Below are 20,140 nucleotides of genomic sequence, written 5' to 3'. Positions count from 1 at the left end.
TTGGAATTTAATGGGTTTTAAAGATCAATATCAGGAATGTATATCAACTCCTTGATCCAAGGTATAGACTGTAAATATTGGGTAGTGATCGGTCGAATGCCTGAATCCATTTCAATAACATGACAGGCCGTATCATGTTTTCCTTTTCTGGAAACGGACATAGTGGCAATGTTGGAACCTTCCTGCGCAATCACACTCGCAATGAATGCAATGGCACCGGCGGTATCTTTTGCCTTAATGATTAAGGTATGGGATTGAGCGGAGAAATTAGCCACAAAACCGTCTACTTCAGCGATATTAATGACTCCTCCTCCGAGGCTTTCTCCGACTACCTCGATTGCTTTTTCTCCTTTTTTCAAATTGAGCTTGATAGTATTGGGATGGTGAACGGAGGAGTTTCCGATGGATTTGAATTTGTACTTCAAGCCTCTTTCTTTGGTGAGTTCTATGGCATCTTTGATTTTGGGATCATCTGTTTTAAAATCCATCAAACCTCCCAAAATCGCCCGATCACTCCCGTGACCTTCGTAGGTACGAGCAAAGGAATTGTAAAAAGTAATGTCCGCCTCATCTGGAATTCCACCCAAAACCCGGATAGCTGATCTGGCAATTCGAACCACTCCCGCTGTATGTGAAGAGGAGGGGCCGATCATCACCGGACCTATCATATCAAAGACACTACTCTTATTGGCCATGGGCTTTTTGAGTCAATATTAATGCTAAGCCTAATTTTCCCCCGAAGATTAAAAAAATATTTCCTTAAACGGCATATTCAGTCAAAAATCAACTCTTTCTAGAATCAGTCTAGGTTTTGATAATAAGAACAGATAACAAAAGTGTTCGATTTTGAACAATAAAATGAGCGGATATGAGACAAGTATCGGAGATATCAGGAATATGCTCTTCTGTCATTTTTTGCAAAAGAAGATCCCCGTTCCCTTCCAAGAGTGGAGTTTTTTTATGGATTTTTTTAAAAAAATCGCTACTTGGAGAAAATCTCTGCAGACGTTTGCATCAAAGCCTTATATTTATCGACCTTAATAAATAAAATTTGAACTAATCCTGATTCTTTATACCCAAAACTCTCAACCTAACCCAATCCTATGCTTCTTGAACCCATTGACCTAGCCGTTTTTATCGGCTATTGCCTCCTGATTATCGGTATGGGCATCTTCGTATCCCGTGAGAAAAAAGGCCATGTCAAAAACTCCTCCGATTACTTTTTGGCTTCCAAAGCACTTCCCTGGTGGGCAGTAGGAGCCTCCCTTATCGCTTCTAATATTTCTGCAGAGCAGTTTATCGGAATGTCCGGTTCGGGCTTTGCCCTTGGACTTGCCATTTCAACTTATGAATGGATGGCAGCGGCTACTCTTTTGGTAGTGGCCATCTTTTTTCTTCCCGTGTATATCAAAAAAGGCATTTACACCATGCCCGGGTTCCTTTTGGACAGATATGATACTCGGGTAAGGACCACTATGGCTGTCTTTTGGCTTCTGCTTTATGTTTTTGTCAATCTGACCTCAGTTCTCTATCTCGGAGCGTTGACACTCAATACGATTTTGGACGTGCCTTTATTCACAGGAATTGTGGGTTTGGCACTATTCGCCATGATTTACTCCATCTATGGTGGACTCAAAGCAGTGGCTTGGACGGATGTGGTACAGGTAGTATTCCTTATCGCCGGTGGTTTGGCTACGACTTACATCGCCTTAAGTATGGTAGGTAACGGTGATGCTTGGGAGGGTTTGGGCCTGTTGAGGAAAGAAGTTCCTGGCCACTTTTCCATGATTCTTTCCAAAGGTGAAATGATGATACCGGATGGAAAAGGCGGAACCAAAGATGCTTATCTCGAGCTTCCAGGGCTTTCCGTACTGATCGGAGGGATGTGGATTACCAATCTCAGCTATTGGGGATTCAATCAGTATATCACCCAGCGTGCTTTGGCTGCGAAGAGCTTGGACGAGGCCCAAAAAGGGATGATTTTCGCCGGATTTTTGAAACTTTTGATGCCTCTGATTGTGGTAATTCCCGGAATTGCTGCTTGGGTAATTGTAAAAAACGGTGGAGACTCTGCTTTCATCCAATCCATGACCGACCCGGCTACCGGATTGGTGAAATCTGACCGAGCCTATCCAACCTTGCTTCAGCTACTTCCTGTAGGGTTGAAAGGTTTGGCATTTGCTGCGCTTACTGCCGCGATTGTTTCTTCTTTGGCTTCCATGGCTAATAGTACTTCCACCATTTTTACCATGGATATTTATACCAAGTATTTCGGTAAAAATGCCACGGAGTCCAAGCAGGTGACGGTGGGCCGAATTACTGCCTTGGTCGCATTTGCTATTGCCTCGATCGTAGCACCCGCATTGGGGCAGTTGGATCAGGCATTCCAATTTATTCAGGAATACACTGGCTTTATCAGTCCGGGAGTTTTTGCGATCTTCTTCTTCGGTGTTTTCTGGAAGAAAACCACTTCCAATGCAGCCCTTGTTGGAGCCTCTTTGAGTATTCCTCTTTCCGTGGTACTAAAGGCCGTTTTCCCTAACCTTCCTTTCATCGATCGAATGGGTGTGGTATTCCTTGTTTTGGCTACCTTGATGATCGTCATCTCCTTGGTAGAAGGTAAAGGAAAAGACCATCCGAACAGCATTGATGTCAATAGAGACCTATTCAAGACAAGTACCCAATTCAAGATCGGAGCGATTTTGATTGCCGGAATTATTGCAGGTCTGTATACTATTTTCTGGTAAGCGATGAGAAAATTATTGTTAGGGCTTGACCTAGGAAGCAGTTCGGTAAAAGCTTCCTTACTTGACGTTGACTCCGGCAAATCCATTGCCTCCAAAGCATTTCCTGAAGAGGAAATGCCGATAGCCTCTCCTGAGACTGGCTGGGCTGAGCAGGATCCTGAGATGTGGTGGAAGTATGTGAAGGAAACCACCGCTTTTGTTTTAAAAAAGGCTGGAGTAAAAAAAGGAGAACTCAAGGGAATTGGTATCGCCTATCAGATGCATGGCTTGGTATGTGTGGATCAGGATCAAAATGTCCTGAGACCCTCTATCATTTGGTGCGATAGCCGGGCGGTTTCCATTGGAGAAAAAGCAATGGCAGGGCTTGGTGAAAGCTATTGTCTCCCTCACCTGTTGAATTCTCCGGGGAATTTTACTGCTTCCAAACTCCGATGGGTGATTGAAAATCAGCCAGAAGTAGCTTCCAAAATTTATAAAATCATGCTTCCAGGGGACTATATCGCCATGAAGCTGAGTGGAGAAATCCTGACTTCTGAGACTGGACTCTCGGAGGGGATTTTTTGGGATTTCAAATCCAATGGGCTGAGCAAAAAGCTGCTCAAGCAAATGGAGATTCCAGAGCAATGGATTCCAAAAGCCGTTTCTTCCTTTTCCATTCAGGGAAAAGTCAGTAAAAAAGCGGCTAAAGAAACCGGCTTGGAGGAAGGAGTTCCGATTTCCTACCGTGCAGGGGATCAGCCCAACAATGCTTTTTCCCTACAGGTACTCAAACCGGGAGAGTTGGCTACCACGGCCGGAACTTCCGGAACAGTCTATGGAGTCTGTGACCAGCCGCTCTACGATCCCAAATCCAGAGTCAATACATTCGTTCATGTCAACCACTCAGAGAAAAGTCCTTCCTATGGTGTCTTACTTTGCGTAAATGGCACTGGAATTCTGAATTCCTGGCTGAAAAAACTCATGGGGGGTGCCCGAATCACTTACGATGAAATGAACCGGATTGGCAGCAGTGCATTGATTGGTTCTGAGGGCCTTGTCTTTATTCCATTTGGCAACGGCGTGGAGAGAATCATTCAAAATCGTCCCGTAGGTGCCCATCTTTTGGGATTGGATCTGCTCAAGCATGATAAAAGCCATGTGGTGAGAGCAGCTCAGGAGGGAATAGTCTCAGCTTTGACTTATGGGTTCAGAATCATGAAAGACATGGGGATGAATCTTCAGACGGTCAAAGCCGGACATGCGAATATGTTTCTGAGTCCGCTTTTCCGCAAGACTTTTGTGCACATGAATCGGGTGTCTTTGGAGTTATATGACACGGATGGAGCTCAAGGAGCAGCTAGAGGGGCAGGTATAGGGGCTGGAGTTTTTGCTTCTGAGGCTGAAGCCTTTCAGGGATTAGGCCTTCTGGAAACTTTGGAGCCAAATGTCAACTTCTTTGAGCCCTATGAGGAAGCCTATCAGCAATGGGAAACCCGCCTAAATGAGTGGCTGAGCAACTAGATTTTAAACTTTCGAAAAAACCTATTTTATAAACCTATTTCAAAATAACCTAAAACGTATGGCTAAGACCTATTTCCCCAACATCGGCAAAATCCAATTTGAAGGAAAGGAAAGCGACAATCCTTTGGCATTTCGGTACTATGACGAAAATCGCGTCATTGCCGGAAAGACCATGAAGGAGCATTTCAAATTTGCCATTGCCTACTGGCATTCCTTCTGTGGTACCGGAGGAGATCCCTTTGGGCCGGGTACTATTGTTCATCCTTGGGATGCCGATCCTGACCCTGTACAGCGAGCAAAAGACAAAATGGATGCAGCTTTTGAATTCATCTCTAAAATCGGAGTGGATTACTATTGCTTCCATGATATCGACTTGATTGATGAAGGACCAAATCTCGCAGAATATGAGCGAAGAATGGGAATCATCACTGATTATGCTTTGGAACATCAAAGAGCCTCCGGAATCAAGTTGCTTTGGGGTACTGCCAATGTGTTTAGCAATCCCCGCTACATGAATGGAGCCTCCACTAATCCTAATTTTGATGTGTTGGCTTTTGCCGGGACTCAAGTGAAGAATGCCTTGGATGCTACCATTAAGCTTGGTGGAGAGAATTATGTCTTCTGGGGTGGAAGAGAAGGGTATATGTCCCTTTTGAATACCGATATGAAGCGGGAAAAGGATCATTTGGCTCGCTTCCTGACCATGGCGAGAGACTATGCTCGAAAAAATGGATTTAAGGGCACCTTCTTCATCGAACCTAAGCCCATGGAGCCAACCAAGCACCAATACGATTATGATTCCGAGACGGTGATTGGATTCCTAAGACATTATGGACTGGACAAGGATTTCAAACTCAACATCGAAGTCAATCACGCTACTTTAGCAGGCCATACTTTCCAGCATGAGCTTCAGGTGGCTGCTGATGGAGGATTTTTGGGTTCTATCGATGCCAACCGAGGAGATTATCAAAATGGTTGGGATACCGATCAGTTTGCACTTAATCTTCAGGAGCTGGCAGAGTCCATGTTGGTAATCCTAGCTGCAGGTGGCTTGCAGGGAGGAGGAGTAAACTTTGATGCGAAGGTGAGAAGAAACTCCACAGATCCTGAGGATTTATTCCTTGCACATGTGGGTAGTATGGATGCTTTCGCACGGGCTATGATTATTGCTTCTGATATTATGGAAAAGTCAGATTATCTCGAGCGGAGAAAAAACAGATATGCCAGCTATGATTCCGGCAAAGGAAAGGCTTTTGAAGCAGGTCAACTGACCCTCGAAGACCTTCGTGCTCATGCTATGGAAGTAGGAGAGCCAAAGCAGATTTCTGGTAAGCAGGAATATTTCGAAAATCTGATCAATCGGTTTATTTGATTTGAGATAAGATTAAAAATTAAGAGGCTGTCTCATAAATCGTATGGTTGTCAGCCTGAGCGGAGTCGAAGGCCATTTCCAGGTTTCTGGACGACATTTCGATTTCAAGACTCACGTCTTTCAAGTGCTCAATGTGACAAACTCACTTTTGAGACGGCCTCTTTTTTATTCCTGATCCAGGCTTTCCACCAGACTTTTGGCTTTAGCCATTTCCTCGACCTGTTCTTGATATTTGGGGTTGGGCCTGACCCTGACCACATTTTCCAAGAAATCAATACTTGCAAACAGCACTCCCTGCCAGTCATTGGAAGTAATCGAACTGGCAATCACATGATCTCCTGAATTTGGAAAAGCCTGTTCGCGTTTGAGATTTTCTGGAGTTCCCAGCTGACTGTACATTTCCAGCATTTTGGGAACTGAGACTACCCGGTCTTGTTCCTGATCGTTTTTAAAATAGTAGCCCAGAAAAAGAGGCTGTTTGATTTTTGCAAAAGTCTCGGCGTTCATAGCGCTGTACATCAGAATACCCAGACTCTCGTAGGCATTGAAATGCTGGATTTCTGACCAGTATTGCGCTTTTTCTCCGGTTCTGTTCATATCCACGACCCCATTTTCGGTCATAGCGCTTTTCATCAATACTTTTGCCCAAGGGCTAAAAAGGTAAGAGAGTCGCTCTCCATTGTCCCGGATCGCAGGAGAATATAAAATTACAGCAGCGATCTCGGGCTGTTGACTAGCCAAAAGCAAAGTAAGAGCTCCTCCCATGGATGTGCCTACCACGATGACTGAGTCACCGAGGCTTTTTCCGATTTGGTAGGCCTCTCCGGCGGCATCGGCCAGTTTTTGGGCACTGACATATTCCATCCCGTTTGTCCTGCGGATGCCATGGTCAGGAAGGCGTGTCACGAAGACATTGGCCCCAAAATGCTCTCCAAGAAAACGATGAACGGGATCTCCTTCCATTGGACCTGCACCAAATCCATGGATATAAATAATGGAGTAGGGAGTTTTTCTTTTGTTGAGACTATCTGCCCACTGGATATAGGCTTCGTTTCCCTCCTTCAGCCCAATGACGCTGTCCTCCCGGTCATGAACATACTTTTCCAATTCGGACAGTCGGGTGGGGACTTCCGGGAAATGAACAGTTAAGTCTTCTTTTTTGGTTTTTGGTCCTAGCATGTAGACGACCGCCAAAACCATGGCTGTGGCAAATACGCCTAGAAAAATCTTTCTGAGCATGTTAATTGATCTTTAAATAGGGAGAAGAAGAATCGATAAAGGAGCGGTCTCCATTTCTTAAAAACAAAAAGGTTCTTGTTTTCAATTGGGAATAATTTTCTGGGGTGATGGTCAATCGGGTGCCAAAGTAAACCGAAATCCCTTCAAAAGCTCGCAGCTCGGATAATTTTTCCCCTTCGGGAGTCTCCAAAAGATAAGCGATATCTGTCCCAACTGGAATTCCGGCAAAAGGTGCTGTCAAAATCACCGAAATGTTGGAAATATTGCGGATGGTAAAAGTCTCCAAACAGCTCAAAGCAAAAGCCTGCCCGGGTAAACTTCCACCGGAAGGGTTTTCTTTTCTCTGGATTTCCAATTCAAAATTGAATCTAAATTCACTTAAAGGCACGGTGTCCGATGAACTGGAATAGCGCTGATTGGTGTAAGGGCTATAAAAAACATCTTTGATCCCCATCGCATCCGCTTCGGCAGGTTCGGGGCATAAGTCATCCAATTCGGGAGTTTCTACGCAGGAAAAAATAACCAACGCTGAAAGGTAGGCAAGGCTGATGGAAACTGTGGCTTTCCACTTTTTTGAAATTCCAATCCATGACTTTCCCGCCGCTTTCATAACTTAAAATTAAACAATTGGATGAGGATCAAGGAGCTTCGAGTCTTTTTTCAGGTTTTTTAGCAAAAGAAATAATCTGGTTTTTGAAAATTTTTTGACTGTGATAGCTACTTTTTGCTTTAAAATGTAGCGGATTTCCTAGTTTTAGCGTTGAAAACTAAACCTAAATGCTCCAATATGAAAAAGCTTCTAATTCTTCTCTTTTTGACCACTGCCACTTTTGCAAAGGCACAGGACCTGTATTCGGTTGAAACGAAAGTTCCTTATCAATCCGTTTTTTTGGAAGTAGGAGGGGCTGGACTTCCTTATTCCTTCAATTATGACTTTAGATTTGATCGCAGTCGAATGGATTCTTGGGGAATGCGTTTGGGGTTTGGAGGCTATACCACCGATGGAGATTCTTTTTTCTCCCTTCCCATCATGGTCAATAAACTTTATGGAAAAGGGCCGCACTACTTTGAGTTGGGTTTTGGTGCCACTTTGTTCGCCTTTGATGAATACAGCTATTCTTATTGCGCCAATGGGTTCTTTGATTCCAATGGTCAATACATATGTACTTCTACCGTTCAGGAAACGAGTAGCTATAATTACATTTTGGATGTGGATGGTTCGCCAAGTGTGATGGGAACCATGAACTTTGGCTATCGAAGAGTGCCTGTGGATGGAGGATTTACTTGGAGAGTAGCATTGACTCCGATCTTCAACAATAATGGTTTTTGGCCTCTATATGCCGGATTTGGATTTGGCTACGCCTTTTAATGGCTAAAAAAATCCCGGATTTTGATTCCAATCGGACAAAGCCTGTACGTAAGCGTACAGGTTTTTTTGTGCCAAGAGCTTTGATTTCAATAGGTTAGAAATTTTTTAAAATTAATTTCTCTTAACCTAAGCAATATCATGCAACCCGGATTTTGGGGAGTTTTTGCCCTGATTTGTACGGAAATGTGACATTCGAACGGAGGTTTTCCCAGAGTCGATCATTTTTTCAGCAATTTTCCGTGAAGGATTTATTTGCTTTTGCCTCTATTTTTTTAAAAAAATCTTAATTCACAACCCTCCTGAAGGCTTTCCTTTTTTGGTCAGTTGGCATTTGGTATTCTGTTCGCACTAAGGCTAACAACACTAAACCAACACAAACATTATGAAAACCTTATTCACATTCGCACTTGCAGGCACATTGACTTTAGGTAGCCTTGCTTCTTTTGCATCCGACGACTTGAGAGCCGATTCCGATGTCAAAGCTAATTTCAAAAAAGTAAACGTTCTCCTTAAAGAAGGAGTAGGAGAGGCCAAAATCGCCATCTTTGATCATTCAGGGAAAAAGCTTCATCAGAAAAAAGTCAAGGTACAAGACCAAGATGTAGTCATTCCCTACAACCTATCCGAATTGCCTTGCGGAGAGTTTACCGTCAAGATCGAATCGGATTCAGAAGAGGTAGAATACAAGGTAAACACCTTTGAGAGACCTGCGCAAATGGCAGCTTCCCCTCTTACTGCTTATGGTAAAATGACCGATCATAACACCATCGAGCTGACTGTGATCGGAATCGTAGAAGAGGGAGTAAAAGTTCGCATCCGGGAAGAAGGAAGCAACGCGTTGATTTATTCGGAAGATTTGAATGTAAAAGACGCTTTCAAGAAGGATTACGCGCTAAAAGGACTTGAAGCTCAGGACGTCTATTTTGAAGTGATAGATACAAGAGGACAAATGAAGTCCATCCACTTCGAATAACGATTAAACCACCTATTGTAGCCAACCCCGGTTCTTTTGAGAGCCGGGGTTATTTTTTGAGTAAATGTGAAGTGAGTTTTTGAGCGGTCTCAGTAAGGTCTATCCCAAGTTCACTTTTGTTGATTTTCAACACTTGCTCCCTTTCCTTTACCGGTAGTTTTTCAAAGCCATACCAAGCTCCTAAAATTCCTCCTACCAAGGCAGCCGTAGTATCATTGTCTCTTCCATAATTGGTCAGAAAAACCAGGGAGTTTTTGAAATCAAAATCGGAATAAATTATGGCCGTCAGGGATTGAAGAAAAATCTCCCCGGCATGGAAAGGCATGTCCTGCTGCTTTTGATCCAGTTGGGTAAATGCATAGGCTAGGGCAGGACTGTTTGAGCTCATAGCCGAAGGCAAACTGTCCAGTTTTTTTGCTTCCTGATTGATATAGAGCGCATCTCTGAGGATTTTGTAGGAAGTTCTTCCCACTAATCGGCTTTGGAAATAGCTTTCAGGATCCAGTCTTAAAGCTGCAAGGAGGTCTTGTTTGGTTGCCTTTGGTTTCATTCCAGCTGCGGTCATGGCCATAGCCAAGGCAGAGATATCCCGAGCATAGCCCAAATCAAAAAAGCTAAGTTTGTATCCTTCCTGATAGGCTTTTTCAGGGTGTCCGGGAAAATACACTCCGATCGCAGGAGCATAAAGCAACCCAGCACAGACCATTTCTCCTCCATAGAATTTGGACAGAGAGTCGGCGTACCCGATCAGATTGTTGTCCAGAAAAGGCTGACTGACTTTGGCCCATTCTGAAAGCCAGTTTACCTCCAGCATCACCTGCTCATAGGGTTCCGGGTCCAAGGATTCCAGTTGCTGAAATTTCTTCAGGCTTTGTTCATAGCTGTTGAGAATATGCTTGGCAAAATCCTTTGCCTCTAACTCACCCGGTTTCTGAGTCAGTAAATAATCTGTAGCCAGAACTTTCCATCGGGTGTCATCGGTAGTGCCTCCAGCCGGAAGATTGGCCTTCCAGGTACCTTCGGGAGAGACTTCACGAATCATGGAGTCAAGTCCTTCCACATAGCCATATTCCAAATTGATACTTTCTCTACTCCACATTTCTGTAGGAGCCCCCATAGCATCACCGATGGCAGCACCGACCAGCATCCCCAGCACTTTATCGTAAAGCTCAGCTTCTGTAAGTGCGGATTCGGTTTGAATTTCATTGGAAAAAACAGGTTGCTCAATCTTTTTTTCCTGCTTTGAACAGGAAATGAGAAGGAAAAACAAGGGGGCGATCAGGTAAGAATAAGACTTCATTTCAGGACAAAATCAGTTTTTTACCAAAGTTCAAGAGCTCTTCTTTTTGCATCAAACTCAGTCGAAGAGGAAGCTGAGCGATTCCAATCAAGCGCCGAAGGATTTCCACGCCCCGGTATTGATTCAATAGGCGAGGGTCCATTGGATGTGCGTATTGCTTTAAAATCCTACTAAGAACCTCTTCACCCTGTAATCCCATATCCATATGTGCGAGAAAAACGCCCAAGTCAAATTCCCGATCTCCCAAAAAGCCAAATTCAGGATCGATCACCTTGATTCCAGAATTGACCTGTAGCCAACTTCCGGGATAAAAGTCTCCGTGAAGGAGAGTTTTTCCGGGAGCCAAATACCGCTCTCCAAGTGCCTCGATGACCATTTTTAGGTTTTGATCCTGCTTGAATTCCAAACTCAATTTCTGAAGTCCGGGCTGAACGGTATCGAGATCGAAACCATTTTCCTTCAAAAAAGGAAAATTGAAGATATGCTCATGATTAAGCCTTCTCATGGAAAGATTGTCTGGAAAGTCCTTTACAGGTAGCGCATGAAGCACATTCAAAAAATGAACAAGCTGATCCACTTCATTCAAACTCAGGCTTTTTTCCCCGGAATAGATATCTGAAAAATCTTTTCCGGTTCCCAAGTCCTCCGTGAGCAACAGGTGATTTTCCGGATCAAAGCCCAAGATCTGTGGAACAAACTCGAGCATAGCCCCAGATTCGTCCAGGACTTGATAGAACTGATGCTCAACTTGGATTCTATCGATCGGAGCGGGTATTTGGGGGAATTTCTTAACAAAAGGTTTGGATTGCTTAAGGATAACAGACCGCTGATTGGTCTTTATCCTGAGCACCAAGTTCATATTTCCCGGACCGGCGATACTGATTTCCTCTACCTTTTCACCACTATTCCAGAAGCCGAGATCTTGAATCTTTATTGGTGTACTATGTTCTGATAATTCTATCATAATTCAATTGCAAGGTTTCAAAAGTAAATGCTTTGGCTTCATTTTGGGGTAATTTCTGCAAATTCTTGGCAATTGTCTGAGGAACGGCAAGTATGCCTCTTGACAAAAATCTTATTTTTGAAAACAGAAAAACTAAACCCAAATATGTTCGGACTACACAGATCACTTTTTACAGAAGAACACGACCTATTCAGGCAAAGTGTCAGAGATTTTATCGCAAGAGAAATCGTCCCCAACAATTCCCAATGGGAAAAGGATAAAATGGTAAGCAGAGAATCCTGGCTGAAATTCGGAGAAAACGGATTTTTGGGCATGCAGGCCCCGGAGGAACTCGGAGGATTGAATATTCAGGATTTCCGGTACAATGCCATTTTGATTGAGGAAATCGGACTAAGTGGTTGTTCTGGTCCAGCCATTGGATACCCTCTACACAGTGACATTGTGATGCCTTACATTCTTCACTATGCTACCGAGGAAGCAAAGAAAAAATATATTCCCAAGATGGTGACCGGAGAATTCATCGGTGCGGTAGCCATGACCGAACCCGGGGCTGGTTCTGACCTTCAGGGAATGCGATCCACGGCAGAAGACAAAGGAGACCATTATCTGCTCAATGGCTCCAAGACCTTTATTACCAATGGATATCTATCGGATGTAGTGGTAGTGGCAGCCAAAACAGACCCTTCCAAAGGGGCCAAAGGCATCAGTTTGTTTTTGGTGGACAGGGATATGAAAGGCTTTTCCAAGGGTGTTCCTTTCGAAAAAGTGGGCCTTCATGCTCAGGATACCTGTGAGTTGTTTTTTGAGGATGTCAAAATTCCAAAAGAAAACCTGCTTGGAAAAGTAGGGGATGGTTTCAAATACCTGATGACTGAACTGGCCCAGGAGCGATTGGTCGTAGCCTTGTCAGCAGTGGCTTTGGGGGAATTTATGCTCATGTCTACTTTGGACTATGTCAAGCAGAGAAGGGCTTTTGGAAAACCCATTTCCGACTTCCAAAATACCCGGTTTAAACTAGCTGAAATGACCGCTGCACTTGAGCAGGGACGCATTTACTGTGATTATTTGGTTCAGCTACACAATGAGGGAAAACTGGATTCGGCGATGGCCTCAGCAGCCAAATACAACATGACCGAGCTACAGTGTAAGGTGGCAGATGAGTGCGTTCAGCTTCACGGAGGATACGGCTATATGTGGGAATATCCGGTAGCAAGAGGCTGGGCAGATGCAAGAGTGCAGCGAATCTACGCCGGCACCAATGAAATCATGAAAGAACTCATTGCCAGAAAAATCTTGAAGTAAAATTCAAACACTTGGTGATACAATGGATTTTTAAGTAATTGTTCCAAATAAAACCCAAAACCCACCCAAACCAATGAACGATTACCCTTGGCTAAAGCAATACCCGGCCGCCGTGGATAAAGAAGTTGACTACAAGGCCTATTCCAGTGTAACAGAGCTGTTTGAAGAAAGCGTCAAAAAGTATGGATCTGTCATCGCCTATGAGTGCATGGGCAAAACCCTCACTTTTGATCAACTTGATAAGCTGAGTGCGAATTTTGCCAGCTACCTCACTCAGGTTTTGAAATTGGAGAAAGGCTCCAGAGTAGCCATCCAAATGCCCAATATCCTACAATATCCTGTCGTGATGTTCGGCGCTTTGAGAGCAGGAATGGTCGTGGTGAATACCAACCCGCTCTACACTCCTTCGGAAATGAAACATCAGTTCAATGATTCCGGTGCGGATGTGATTGTGATTGTCGCCAATTTCGCCTCAAACCTCGAGAAAATCCAGAATGAAATCTCTGCCAAGCATGTCGTCGTTACCGAATTGGGAGACCTGCTTGGTGGACTGAAAGGAACCATCGTCAACCTCGTGGTGAAACACGTGAAGAAAATGGTGCCTCCTTTCACCCTGAAAAACTCAATTACCTTCAAGCAGGCCATTTCCAAAGGTTCAGCGTTTACCTTCAATCCGGCTACTTGTACCTTGGACCAACCTGCATTTTTGCAATACACCGGTGGAACCACAGGAGTTTCTAAAGGGGCTGAACTGACCCATGGAAATATCGTCGCCAACATGCAGCAGATTTCGGCTTGGATGAAGCCCCGATTGAAAGAGAGGGAAGAAATTGTAATCACTGCCCTGCCTCTTTATCACATCTTTGCCTTGACGGTCAACTGTTTGGCCATGCTAAAAATTGGTGCTCATAATGTGCTGATTACCAACCCAAGAGATATGAAGGCCTTTATTGGTGATTTAGCTAAAAAGCGATTCACGGTAATTACAGGAGTAAATACGCTTTTCAATGGCTTACTCAATCAGGAAGCCTTCAAGAGTTTGGATTTCTCAGGCTTGAAGATTGCCGTGGGAGGTGGGATGGCAGTACAGCGAGCTACTGCTGAGAAGTGGAAAAGCATCACCGGAGTTCCTCTTGCCGAAGGCTATGGCTTGACTGAAACGTCCCCGGTAGCCACCTGTAATCCTATCGATGGGACCGAGCGAATTGGTACTATCGGGGTACCTCTACCCAATACGGAAGTGATGATTGCCGATGATCAGGGTAATCCTTTGGCCACCGGAGAGCGGGGAGAAATTCTGATTAAAGGGCCTCAAGTTATGAAGGGCTATTGGAACCGTCCCGAGGAAACTGCCAATGTGATGCACGGGGAGTGGTTCAAGTCAGGAGATATCGGAATTATGGATGAAGATGGGTTCGTGAAGATCGTAGACCGTAAGAAGGAGATGATCTTGGTTTCCGGATTTAATGTCTATCCAAACGAAGTGGAGGATGCTGTAGCTTCTTGTCCAGGAGTATTGGAAGTAGGGGTAATTGGAATGCCTGACCCTAAGTCAACAGAGAAGGTCGTAGCCTATGTGGTTCAAAAAGACAGTTCTTTGACTGCTGAGAAAGTAATTTCACATTGTAAAGAGTCCCTGACCAATTATAAGGTTCCTCGAGAGGTTTATTTCACAGATGAATTACCTAAATCCAATGTGGGGAAAATTCTGAGGAGAAAAATCAAGGAAGCGCATATCGAAAAAGTAGGAGAAAACGGATAATCCGAAAAACTAACCTAATCCTAAACTCATAAAACCGCGTTTTCGCGGTTTTTTTGTTTCCTTTGTGCACTTTCAAAACAAGTAAACCAGGCTTTATCAATTTCTACTCTGGACTATTTGTCTCTTTAATTTTTGACTGAATGAACTGGCAGCTTTTCAAAGACGCGATTCTTGGCAAGGAGCAGGACTTTACTCGTCTTTCTCTCCGTACAGCCATTTTTATTCTCGCCATTCCCATGATTCTGGAAATGATGATGGAATCCGCTTTTGCCGTAGTGGATATCTTCTTTGTGGCCAAATTGGGAGAGTTTGCCATTGCTACAGTGGGTTTGACTGAGTCCGTGATTGTGTTGACCTATGCCATTGGATTTGGAATCAGTATGGCAGGTACGGCCTTAGTTTCCAGAAGATTTGGGGAAAAAGAATATCAGGAGGCAGGTTCGGCTACATTTCAGCTTTTGCTGGTGGGTGGAGTGATATCCATATTTATGGGGATCGCAGGCTGGATATTTGCCTCTGATTTATTGACCTTGATGGGAGCAGAGGAGGCTGTGGTGCAGTCGGGGACTAATTACGCACGGATTGTTTTTGCTGGAAATACGGCTATTATGCTCCTTTTTCTCATCAATGGGGCATTTCGAGGGGCTGGTCAGGCCCATCATGCCATGCGTTCCCTTTGGATAGCCAATGGGCTGAATATCATCTTGGATCCACTTTTCATTTTTGGACTGGGTAGCTGGGAAGGTTTTGGGCTAGATGGGGCTGCAATCGCCACTACTTTGGGTAGAAGTGTCGGGGTGGTGTACCAGATGTATCACCTTTTCAACGGAAAGCACCGTCTCAAAATCATCCGGGAAAACCTCAAAATCAAATGGGAGACTATCCGAAAAATCATCGATTTGTCCTTGGGCGGGATGGGTCAGTTCCTGATTGATTCTGTTTCTTGGGTAGCCTTGACGCGGATGAATGCAGAATTCGGTTCGGCAGCTTTGGCAGGTTATACCATTGCTTTCAGGGTTCTGATATTTACCATTTTACCCGCTTGGGGCCTCTCCGGAGCGGCGGCTACATTGGTGGGGCAGAATCTCGGTGCAAAAAAACTAAAGCGGGCGGAGCATGCCGTTTGGCTGACAGCCCGATACAATGTCATCTTTATGGCCTCGGTCACGGGAATCTATTTGCTGTTTAGCAAGCAGTTGGCTGAGATATTCACGGATATTCCTGAAGTGAGGGATGTAGCCGCTCAGGGGCTTTGGGTGATTGCTTTAGGCTATGTGTTTTTTGCTGTGGGAATGGTCCTCACTCAGGCTTTCAATGGGGCCGGGGATACCAAAACGCCCGCTTGGATCAATACAGGCGTATTATTGGCAATGGAAGTGCCTTTGGCCTATTTTCTGGCTTTTCCGATGGGAATGAAATACTTGGGAATATTTATTTCCATCGCATTTTGTCATTCCTTCCATGCTTTGGTTTCTTATTACTTTTTCCGTCAGGGAAAATGGAAGAAAATGGAGGTATAAAAAAGCCTTCCTGAACTTCAGGAAGGCTTGTTTTTATTTTGTGATTAGATAGATTCTATGCGAATTGTGTTCGAGAAGGAGCTCTGTTTTCTCCAACAAAGCCGCAAATTCTTTTTTGATCTCTTTTTCGTCTCCGTAAAATTCCGCCTTCACTTTCAGCTCTTTATCCACCAAGATGATGGTAGGAAATTGCTTTTTCAGCCCTTCAATTTCAACTAGTATTTCTACTGCCTCCGGCTGATTGGATGGCTGATTCGCCTGAGTATTTAGCGTAAAACACATACTCATTGCAAAAATCAAGAGAGCAAGCCCTGACTTTTTGAAGTTACTCGTTCCTGTAATTTTCATGGTTTAATAAAGTTTGTATAGTTGGTTAGTAATACTAACTACCTAAACGGAACGAGGTAATTCAGGTTAATTAATTTTCATTATAAATGAAATAAAATTCTGTAAATGGCTTAATTTATTTTGATTATTCAAAATTAAAGAAGTTAATTTTCAAAAATTCAGAATGAATTATCTGTTTTCTGATTTTTAAAACAAGGAAATATTTTTAGCCTCAAGCGAAAACGGAATTCATTAGCCTTGGTATTCTTACTCCACTATTCGCATGGAAAGGATTCTTACTTCAGTCAGAGGCCGATCCTGACGATTGGTCTTCACTGAAGCGATGGAATCGATCACTTCCAGTCCTGAAATCACCTCTCCAAAGACAGTGTAGCTTTGATCCAAATGAGGACTTCCTCCTAGCGTTTTGTACACTTGCTGATGTGATTCTGGTATTTCGTAGGCTTTAAAATCCCGGTAATTCTCGGCGATTTGGTTCCACTTTTCCTGCAGTTGGGCGATTAGAAGCGAATCTCGCTGACTTCTTGCCTGATCCAAGGAATCCAAAAGCGGTTTGTTTGTGGGGTCATTGACCGCATAGTGTCGGGAAAGAAACTGATTGATTCTACCCTGATTGTGCTTTAGCAAACTGTCATTTTGAATTTTCCCTTGGACAATATAAAACTGGGTACTACTGGATACCCTTTGGGGATTGTTGGTTCGGGCTGCGCCGATCGCTCCTTTTTTGTGAAAATACTCCGGTCTGATTTCTGCCGGTAGGGTATAGGGGAGATCGGAACTTCCCAATCGTGCCGTGGAATCCGCATTTTTACTTTGAATATCCCCAGCTTGGATCATAAAACCCTCAATCACCCGATGAAAAAGCAGGCTGTCATAGACGCCTTCATTTACCAACTTGATAAAATTGTCCCGGTGTATGGGAGTCTCATTATAAAGCATCAAGATCATAGTGCCATAATTGGTTTTCATTTCCACCTTGACTGGGTCAGAATTTCCAAATAAAAATTGGATTACCAAGACCAAAAGTAAAGGCAGCTGACTGATAAAGCTTGGAATTGGACTCATGTTTTGCTGATTTATATCAGGGATTTGGGTGATCTTCTTTGCGATTATTTTCCTGCAATCTACCCAACTTGTCTAAGATCTAAAAAGCGAAATATTGTGGCTACTAAGGAACATGCTTTTTTCAGAGAAGTAGGAGAAATCGCCCGGTTTACGGCTCGATTCTTCAAAGAAGTCTCTAAGCCCAAGCAGGAATGGGAGGAGTTTGTCAACCAATGCTACTGGATAGGGTACAAGACTTTCACCTTGGTGGGAATCACCGCCTTTATCATGGGCTTGGTTTTGACGATTCAGTCCAGGCCCACCTTGGTGGAGTTTGGTGCGGAATCTCTGCTGCCATCCATGGTGTCTGTTTCCCTGGTTCGTGAGATCGCTCCTGTCATTACAGCCTTGATTTGTGCAGGTAAAATCGGGTCAGGGATCGGGGCTGAGTTGGGCTCCATGCGGGTGACGGAGCAAATTGATGCCATGGAGGTGTCAGGAACCAATCCATTTAAATACCTGGTAGTCACTCGTGTCTTGGCTTCCACTGTTATGGTACCTATTCTGTCCAGTTTGGCTATTGCTGTTTCGCTCTACGGTGGGTATTTAGGAGCCAATTTGAAAGGAGATGTGTCTTGGTCCCTGTTTTGGTATCAGGCTTACAAAGCCCTGATTTTCGGGGATTTTGTTCCCTCGATGGTAAAGACCATTTTCTTCGGTTTTGCAATAGGAATAGTAGGCTGTTACAAAGGATACACTTCACAAAAAGGTACTGAGGGGGTCGGAAGATCGGCTACCACAGCAGTGATTGTGGCTTCTTTGATGGTTTTTATTCTGGATTTGATTGCGGTGCAGATTGCAGATGTCTTGGGATTGACTTAAAGATATGGAAAGGGAGAAAGCCATTATTGAAGTGAAAAATCTCAACAAATCTTTTGGGGAAAATCATGTGCTTCGGGACTTTTCTCTTTCCCTCTTTGAAGGAGAGAATTTGGTGATTTTGGGAAAGTCCGGCTCCGGTAAATCGGTCTTGATCAAGTGTATTATCCGGCTGATTGAGCCGGATTCAGGGGATATCGTTGTTTTGGATCAGGATATCAGTGCCTTGGATCAAGATGAAATGGATCAACTCAGAGCCGATGTTGGCTTTCTCTTCCAAAGCAATGCGCTTTATGATTCCATGACGGTCCGGCAAAACCTAATGTTTCCCTTGAGAAGGCATTGGTCCAAGGAGGAGCGGGAAGCCAATGCGGAAAATGCCGTAAAAGAAGCCTTAGAAGATGTTGGATTGGGTCATACGATCGACATGATGCCTGCGGAGCTTTCCGGAGGGATGAGAAAGCGAATCGCCTTGGCCAGGACGCTGATCCTAAAACCCAAAATCATCCTCTACGATGAACCGACCACCGGATTGGACCCGATTACGGCGAGAGAAATCAGTGAATTGATGAATAGCATTCAGGCAAAGTACAACACGGCAGCCATCATTATTTCCCATGATATGAATTGCATCAAAATGACCGGAAACCGAATCGTCATGCTGATCGAAGGCAAAAATTACGCGGAAGATCAGTTTGAAAATCTATTGAAAAATACCGATCCCAAAGTCAGGGATTTCTTTGAAGGCCTATGAAAAGCGATAAAAAATTAGACAATACCAAATTGGGCATTCTCGTCATTGAGGGGCTTTTATTCTTGGTTTTCTCTCTATACATGATCGGGAGAAATCAGAATATCCTGGGAGCTTCCATGAATGTCTATGTGGAGATAAAAGACGTAAACGGCCTATTGCCGGGCAATAATGTCAGGTACAAGGGCATGAATGTGGGTACGGTGGCGGATATCGAAATGCAGGATCCTGAGCTGATTCGAGTCCGTCTGCTGATCAAGAAGACCATGGCTCCCTACATTCTGGACAATTCCCGCACCACGATCAATACCGATGGATTAATGGGAAATAAAATCATTCATGTTCACCCCCAGGAAGGCCCCGGCAATCCGATCGAGGAAGGGGTGATATTGTACCCCTTGGACCAAGTCGGTACCGAGGAAATGCTCAAAAAGCTAAATGACTCAGGAGATTATTTGGAAAGAACGCTGATGAATCTGGCAGAAATTACCGAGAGACTCAATGAAAATGAGGTGCTTTGGAATTTGGTGTCGGATTCTCTTTTGGTCTCCGAGGTGAAAGGGGCAGTTCGTTCCTTTACTTTGGCAGGGAATAATGCCGCTGGAATGGCAAAGGCAGGTAAAGAACTTTTTCAGGAGATGGAAAGCGGAGATGGCTTGACTGCTTCTTTGATTTCGGATACCCTACTGACTGAAAGTGTCGAACGAACCCTTGCTCAAATGGAATTAACCACCCAAGAAGCCAATGAGGCCCTTCAGCAAATCAGACTTCTCCTTCAGGATGTGCAAGAGGGGCAGGGGACAGTTGGGATGTTGATGAAAGACTCGCTTTTTAGAGAAACCTTGATCCAGACCATGATCAACTTAGAGCAAAGCACGGAAAGCTTCAATACCAATATGGAAGCGATGCGGTCCAACTTTCTTTTCAGAAAGTACTTCAAAAAGCAGGAAAAAGCCCAAAAGAAGGCTGAAAAGGTGAAAGAGAATTCCAATTAATCAAAAAACCTTCACTGTGATTAGTTTGTAAAACCCTCACCAATCCAGACCAATCTCATAAAGCTATCGGGGTAA

General features: G+C 44.1%; 18 protein-coding genes. 11 read left to right on the top strand and 7 right to left on the bottom strand.

The genetic code is table 11. From position 1 onward, the window contains the following. Positions 1-17: 17 nt before the first annotated feature. Positions 18-695, bottom strand: coding sequence for an L-serine ammonia-lyase, iron-sulfur-dependent subunit beta (gene sdaAB, locus AAA938_RS13325; protein WP_338229237.1), 678 nt, complete (start codon positions 693-695; stop codon positions 18-20). 408 nt (positions 696-1,103) lie between these two features. Between sdaAB and AAA938_RS13320 the strand changes: the two genes are divergently transcribed. The 3 genes from AAA938_RS13320 to xylA are packed head-to-tail and all read left to right on the top strand — an operon-like array spanning position 1,104 to position 5,619. After that, a complete protein-coding gene (locus AAA938_RS13320) occupies positions 1,104-2,747 on the top strand; it encodes a sodium/sugar symporter (RefSeq protein ID WP_338229236.1) in 1,644 nt (547 codons plus the stop codon). A 3-nt stretch (positions 2,748-2,750) separates the two neighbouring features. Continuing rightward, the gene (locus tag AAA938_RS13315; protein ID WP_338229235.1) at positions 2,751-4,247 is read left to right on the top strand and encodes a xylulokinase; all 1,497 of its coding nucleotides are present in this window, start codon (positions 2,751-2,753) and stop codon (positions 4,245-4,247) included. Between the two features lie 58 nt (positions 4,248-4,305). Further along, the gene (xylA, locus tag AAA938_RS13310; protein WP_338229234.1) at positions 4,306-5,619 is read left to right on the top strand and encodes a xylose isomerase; all 1,314 of its coding nucleotides are present in this window, start codon (positions 4,306-4,308) and stop codon (positions 5,617-5,619) included. Positions 5,620-5,784: 165 nt separating this feature from the next. Here xylA and AAA938_RS13305 read toward each other — a convergent pair whose 3' ends face one another. Then, positions 5,785-6,858, bottom strand: coding sequence for an alpha/beta hydrolase (locus AAA938_RS13305; protein WP_338229233.1), 1,074 nt, complete (start codon positions 6,856-6,858; stop codon positions 5,785-5,787). A 1-nt stretch (position 6,859) separates the two neighbouring features. Beyond that, positions 6,860-7,468, bottom strand: coding sequence for a hypothetical protein (locus tag AAA938_RS13300; protein ID WP_338229232.1), 609 nt, complete (start codon positions 7,466-7,468; stop codon positions 6,860-6,862). Between the two features lie 177 nt (positions 7,469-7,645). On the opposite strand from AAA938_RS13300, the gene AAA938_RS13295 reads away from it, so the two are divergent. Further along, positions 7,646-8,227, top strand: a complete 582-nt coding sequence (locus AAA938_RS13295; RefSeq protein WP_338229231.1) for a hypothetical protein — start codon at positions 7,646-7,648, stop codon at positions 8,225-8,227. A 382-nt stretch (positions 8,228-8,609) separates the two neighbouring features. After that, positions 8,610-9,200: a hypothetical protein gene (locus tag AAA938_RS13290; RefSeq protein ID WP_338229230.1), complete on the top strand. Its 591-nt coding sequence runs from the start codon at positions 8,610-8,612 to the stop codon at positions 9,198-9,200. 49 nt (positions 9,201-9,249) lie between these two features. Here the strand turns inward: AAA938_RS13290 and AAA938_RS13285 are convergent, their stop codons facing one another. Further along, the gene (locus AAA938_RS13285) at positions 9,250-10,500 is read right to left on the bottom strand and encodes an ADP-ribosylglycohydrolase family protein (protein WP_338229229.1); all 1,251 of its coding nucleotides are present in this window, start codon (positions 10,498-10,500) and stop codon (positions 9,250-9,252) included. Between the two features lies 1 nt (position 10,501). Further along, positions 10,502-11,464: a phosphotransferase gene (locus tag AAA938_RS13280; RefSeq protein ID WP_338229228.1), complete on the bottom strand. Its 963-nt coding sequence runs from the start codon at positions 11,462-11,464 to the stop codon at positions 10,502-10,504. Positions 11,465-11,608: 144 nt separating this feature from the next. Here AAA938_RS13280 and AAA938_RS13275 point away from each other — a divergent pair, with 144 nt between their 5' ends. The 3 genes from AAA938_RS13275 (at position 11,609) to AAA938_RS13265 (ending at position 16,048) form a co-directional block, all read left to right on the top strand. Next, positions 11,609-12,766: an acyl-CoA dehydrogenase family protein gene (locus AAA938_RS13275; protein ID WP_338229227.1), complete on the top strand. Its 1,158-nt coding sequence runs from the start codon at positions 11,609-11,611 to the stop codon at positions 12,764-12,766. Between the two features lie 73 nt (positions 12,767-12,839). Next, positions 12,840-14,528 carry an AMP-binding protein gene (locus AAA938_RS13270; protein WP_338229226.1) on the top strand — a complete coding sequence of 563 codons (1,689 nt, stop codon included), beginning with the start codon at positions 12,840-12,842 and terminating at the stop codon, positions 14,526-14,528. Positions 14,529-14,668: 140 nt separating this feature from the next. Further along, the gene (locus tag AAA938_RS13265; RefSeq protein WP_338229225.1) at positions 14,669-16,048 is read left to right on the top strand and encodes an MATE family efflux transporter; all 1,380 of its coding nucleotides are present in this window, start codon (positions 14,669-14,671) and stop codon (positions 16,046-16,048) included. Positions 16,049-16,081: 33 nt separating this feature from the next. Here AAA938_RS13265 and AAA938_RS13260 read toward each other — a convergent pair whose 3' ends face one another. Next, positions 16,082-16,396 (bottom strand): hypothetical protein, encoded by a 315-nt coding sequence (locus tag AAA938_RS13260; RefSeq protein WP_338229224.1) that lies wholly within the window; start codon positions 16,394-16,396, stop codon positions 16,082-16,084. A gap of 246 nt (positions 16,397-16,642) precedes the next feature. Continuing rightward, positions 16,643-17,461, bottom strand: coding sequence for a peptidylprolyl isomerase (locus tag AAA938_RS13255; protein ID WP_338229223.1), 819 nt, complete (start codon positions 17,459-17,461; stop codon positions 16,643-16,645). Positions 17,462-17,557: 96 nt separating this feature from the next. On the opposite strand from AAA938_RS13255, the gene AAA938_RS13250 reads away from it, so the two are divergent. The 3 genes from AAA938_RS13250 to AAA938_RS13240 are packed head-to-tail and all read left to right on the top strand — an operon-like array spanning position 17,558 to position 20,065. Continuing rightward, complete coding sequence (locus AAA938_RS13250; RefSeq protein WP_338229222.1) at positions 17,558-18,322, top strand: MlaE family ABC transporter permease; 765 nt, start codon at positions 17,558-17,560, stop codon at positions 18,320-18,322. A 4-nt stretch (positions 18,323-18,326) separates the two neighbouring features. Then, entirely contained in the window at positions 18,327-19,073 is a 747-nt protein-coding gene (locus AAA938_RS13245; protein ID WP_338229221.1) for an ABC transporter ATP-binding protein, read from the top strand. Continuing rightward, the gene (locus AAA938_RS13240) at positions 19,070-20,065 is read left to right on the top strand and encodes an MlaD family protein (protein WP_338229220.1); all 996 of its coding nucleotides are present in this window, start codon (positions 19,070-19,072) and stop codon (positions 20,063-20,065) included. Before AAA938_RS13245 ends, AAA938_RS13240 begins: the two co-directional genes overlap by 4 nt. Positions 20,066-20,140 lie beyond the last annotated feature (75 nt).

Source organism: Algoriphagus taiwanensis (genome assembly GCF_036245645.1).
Classification (GTDB): Bacteria; Bacteroidota; Bacteroidia; order Cytophagales; family Cyclobacteriaceae; genus Algoriphagus; species Algoriphagus taiwanensis.
This window is presented reverse-complemented; position numbering and strand designations above follow the sequence as displayed.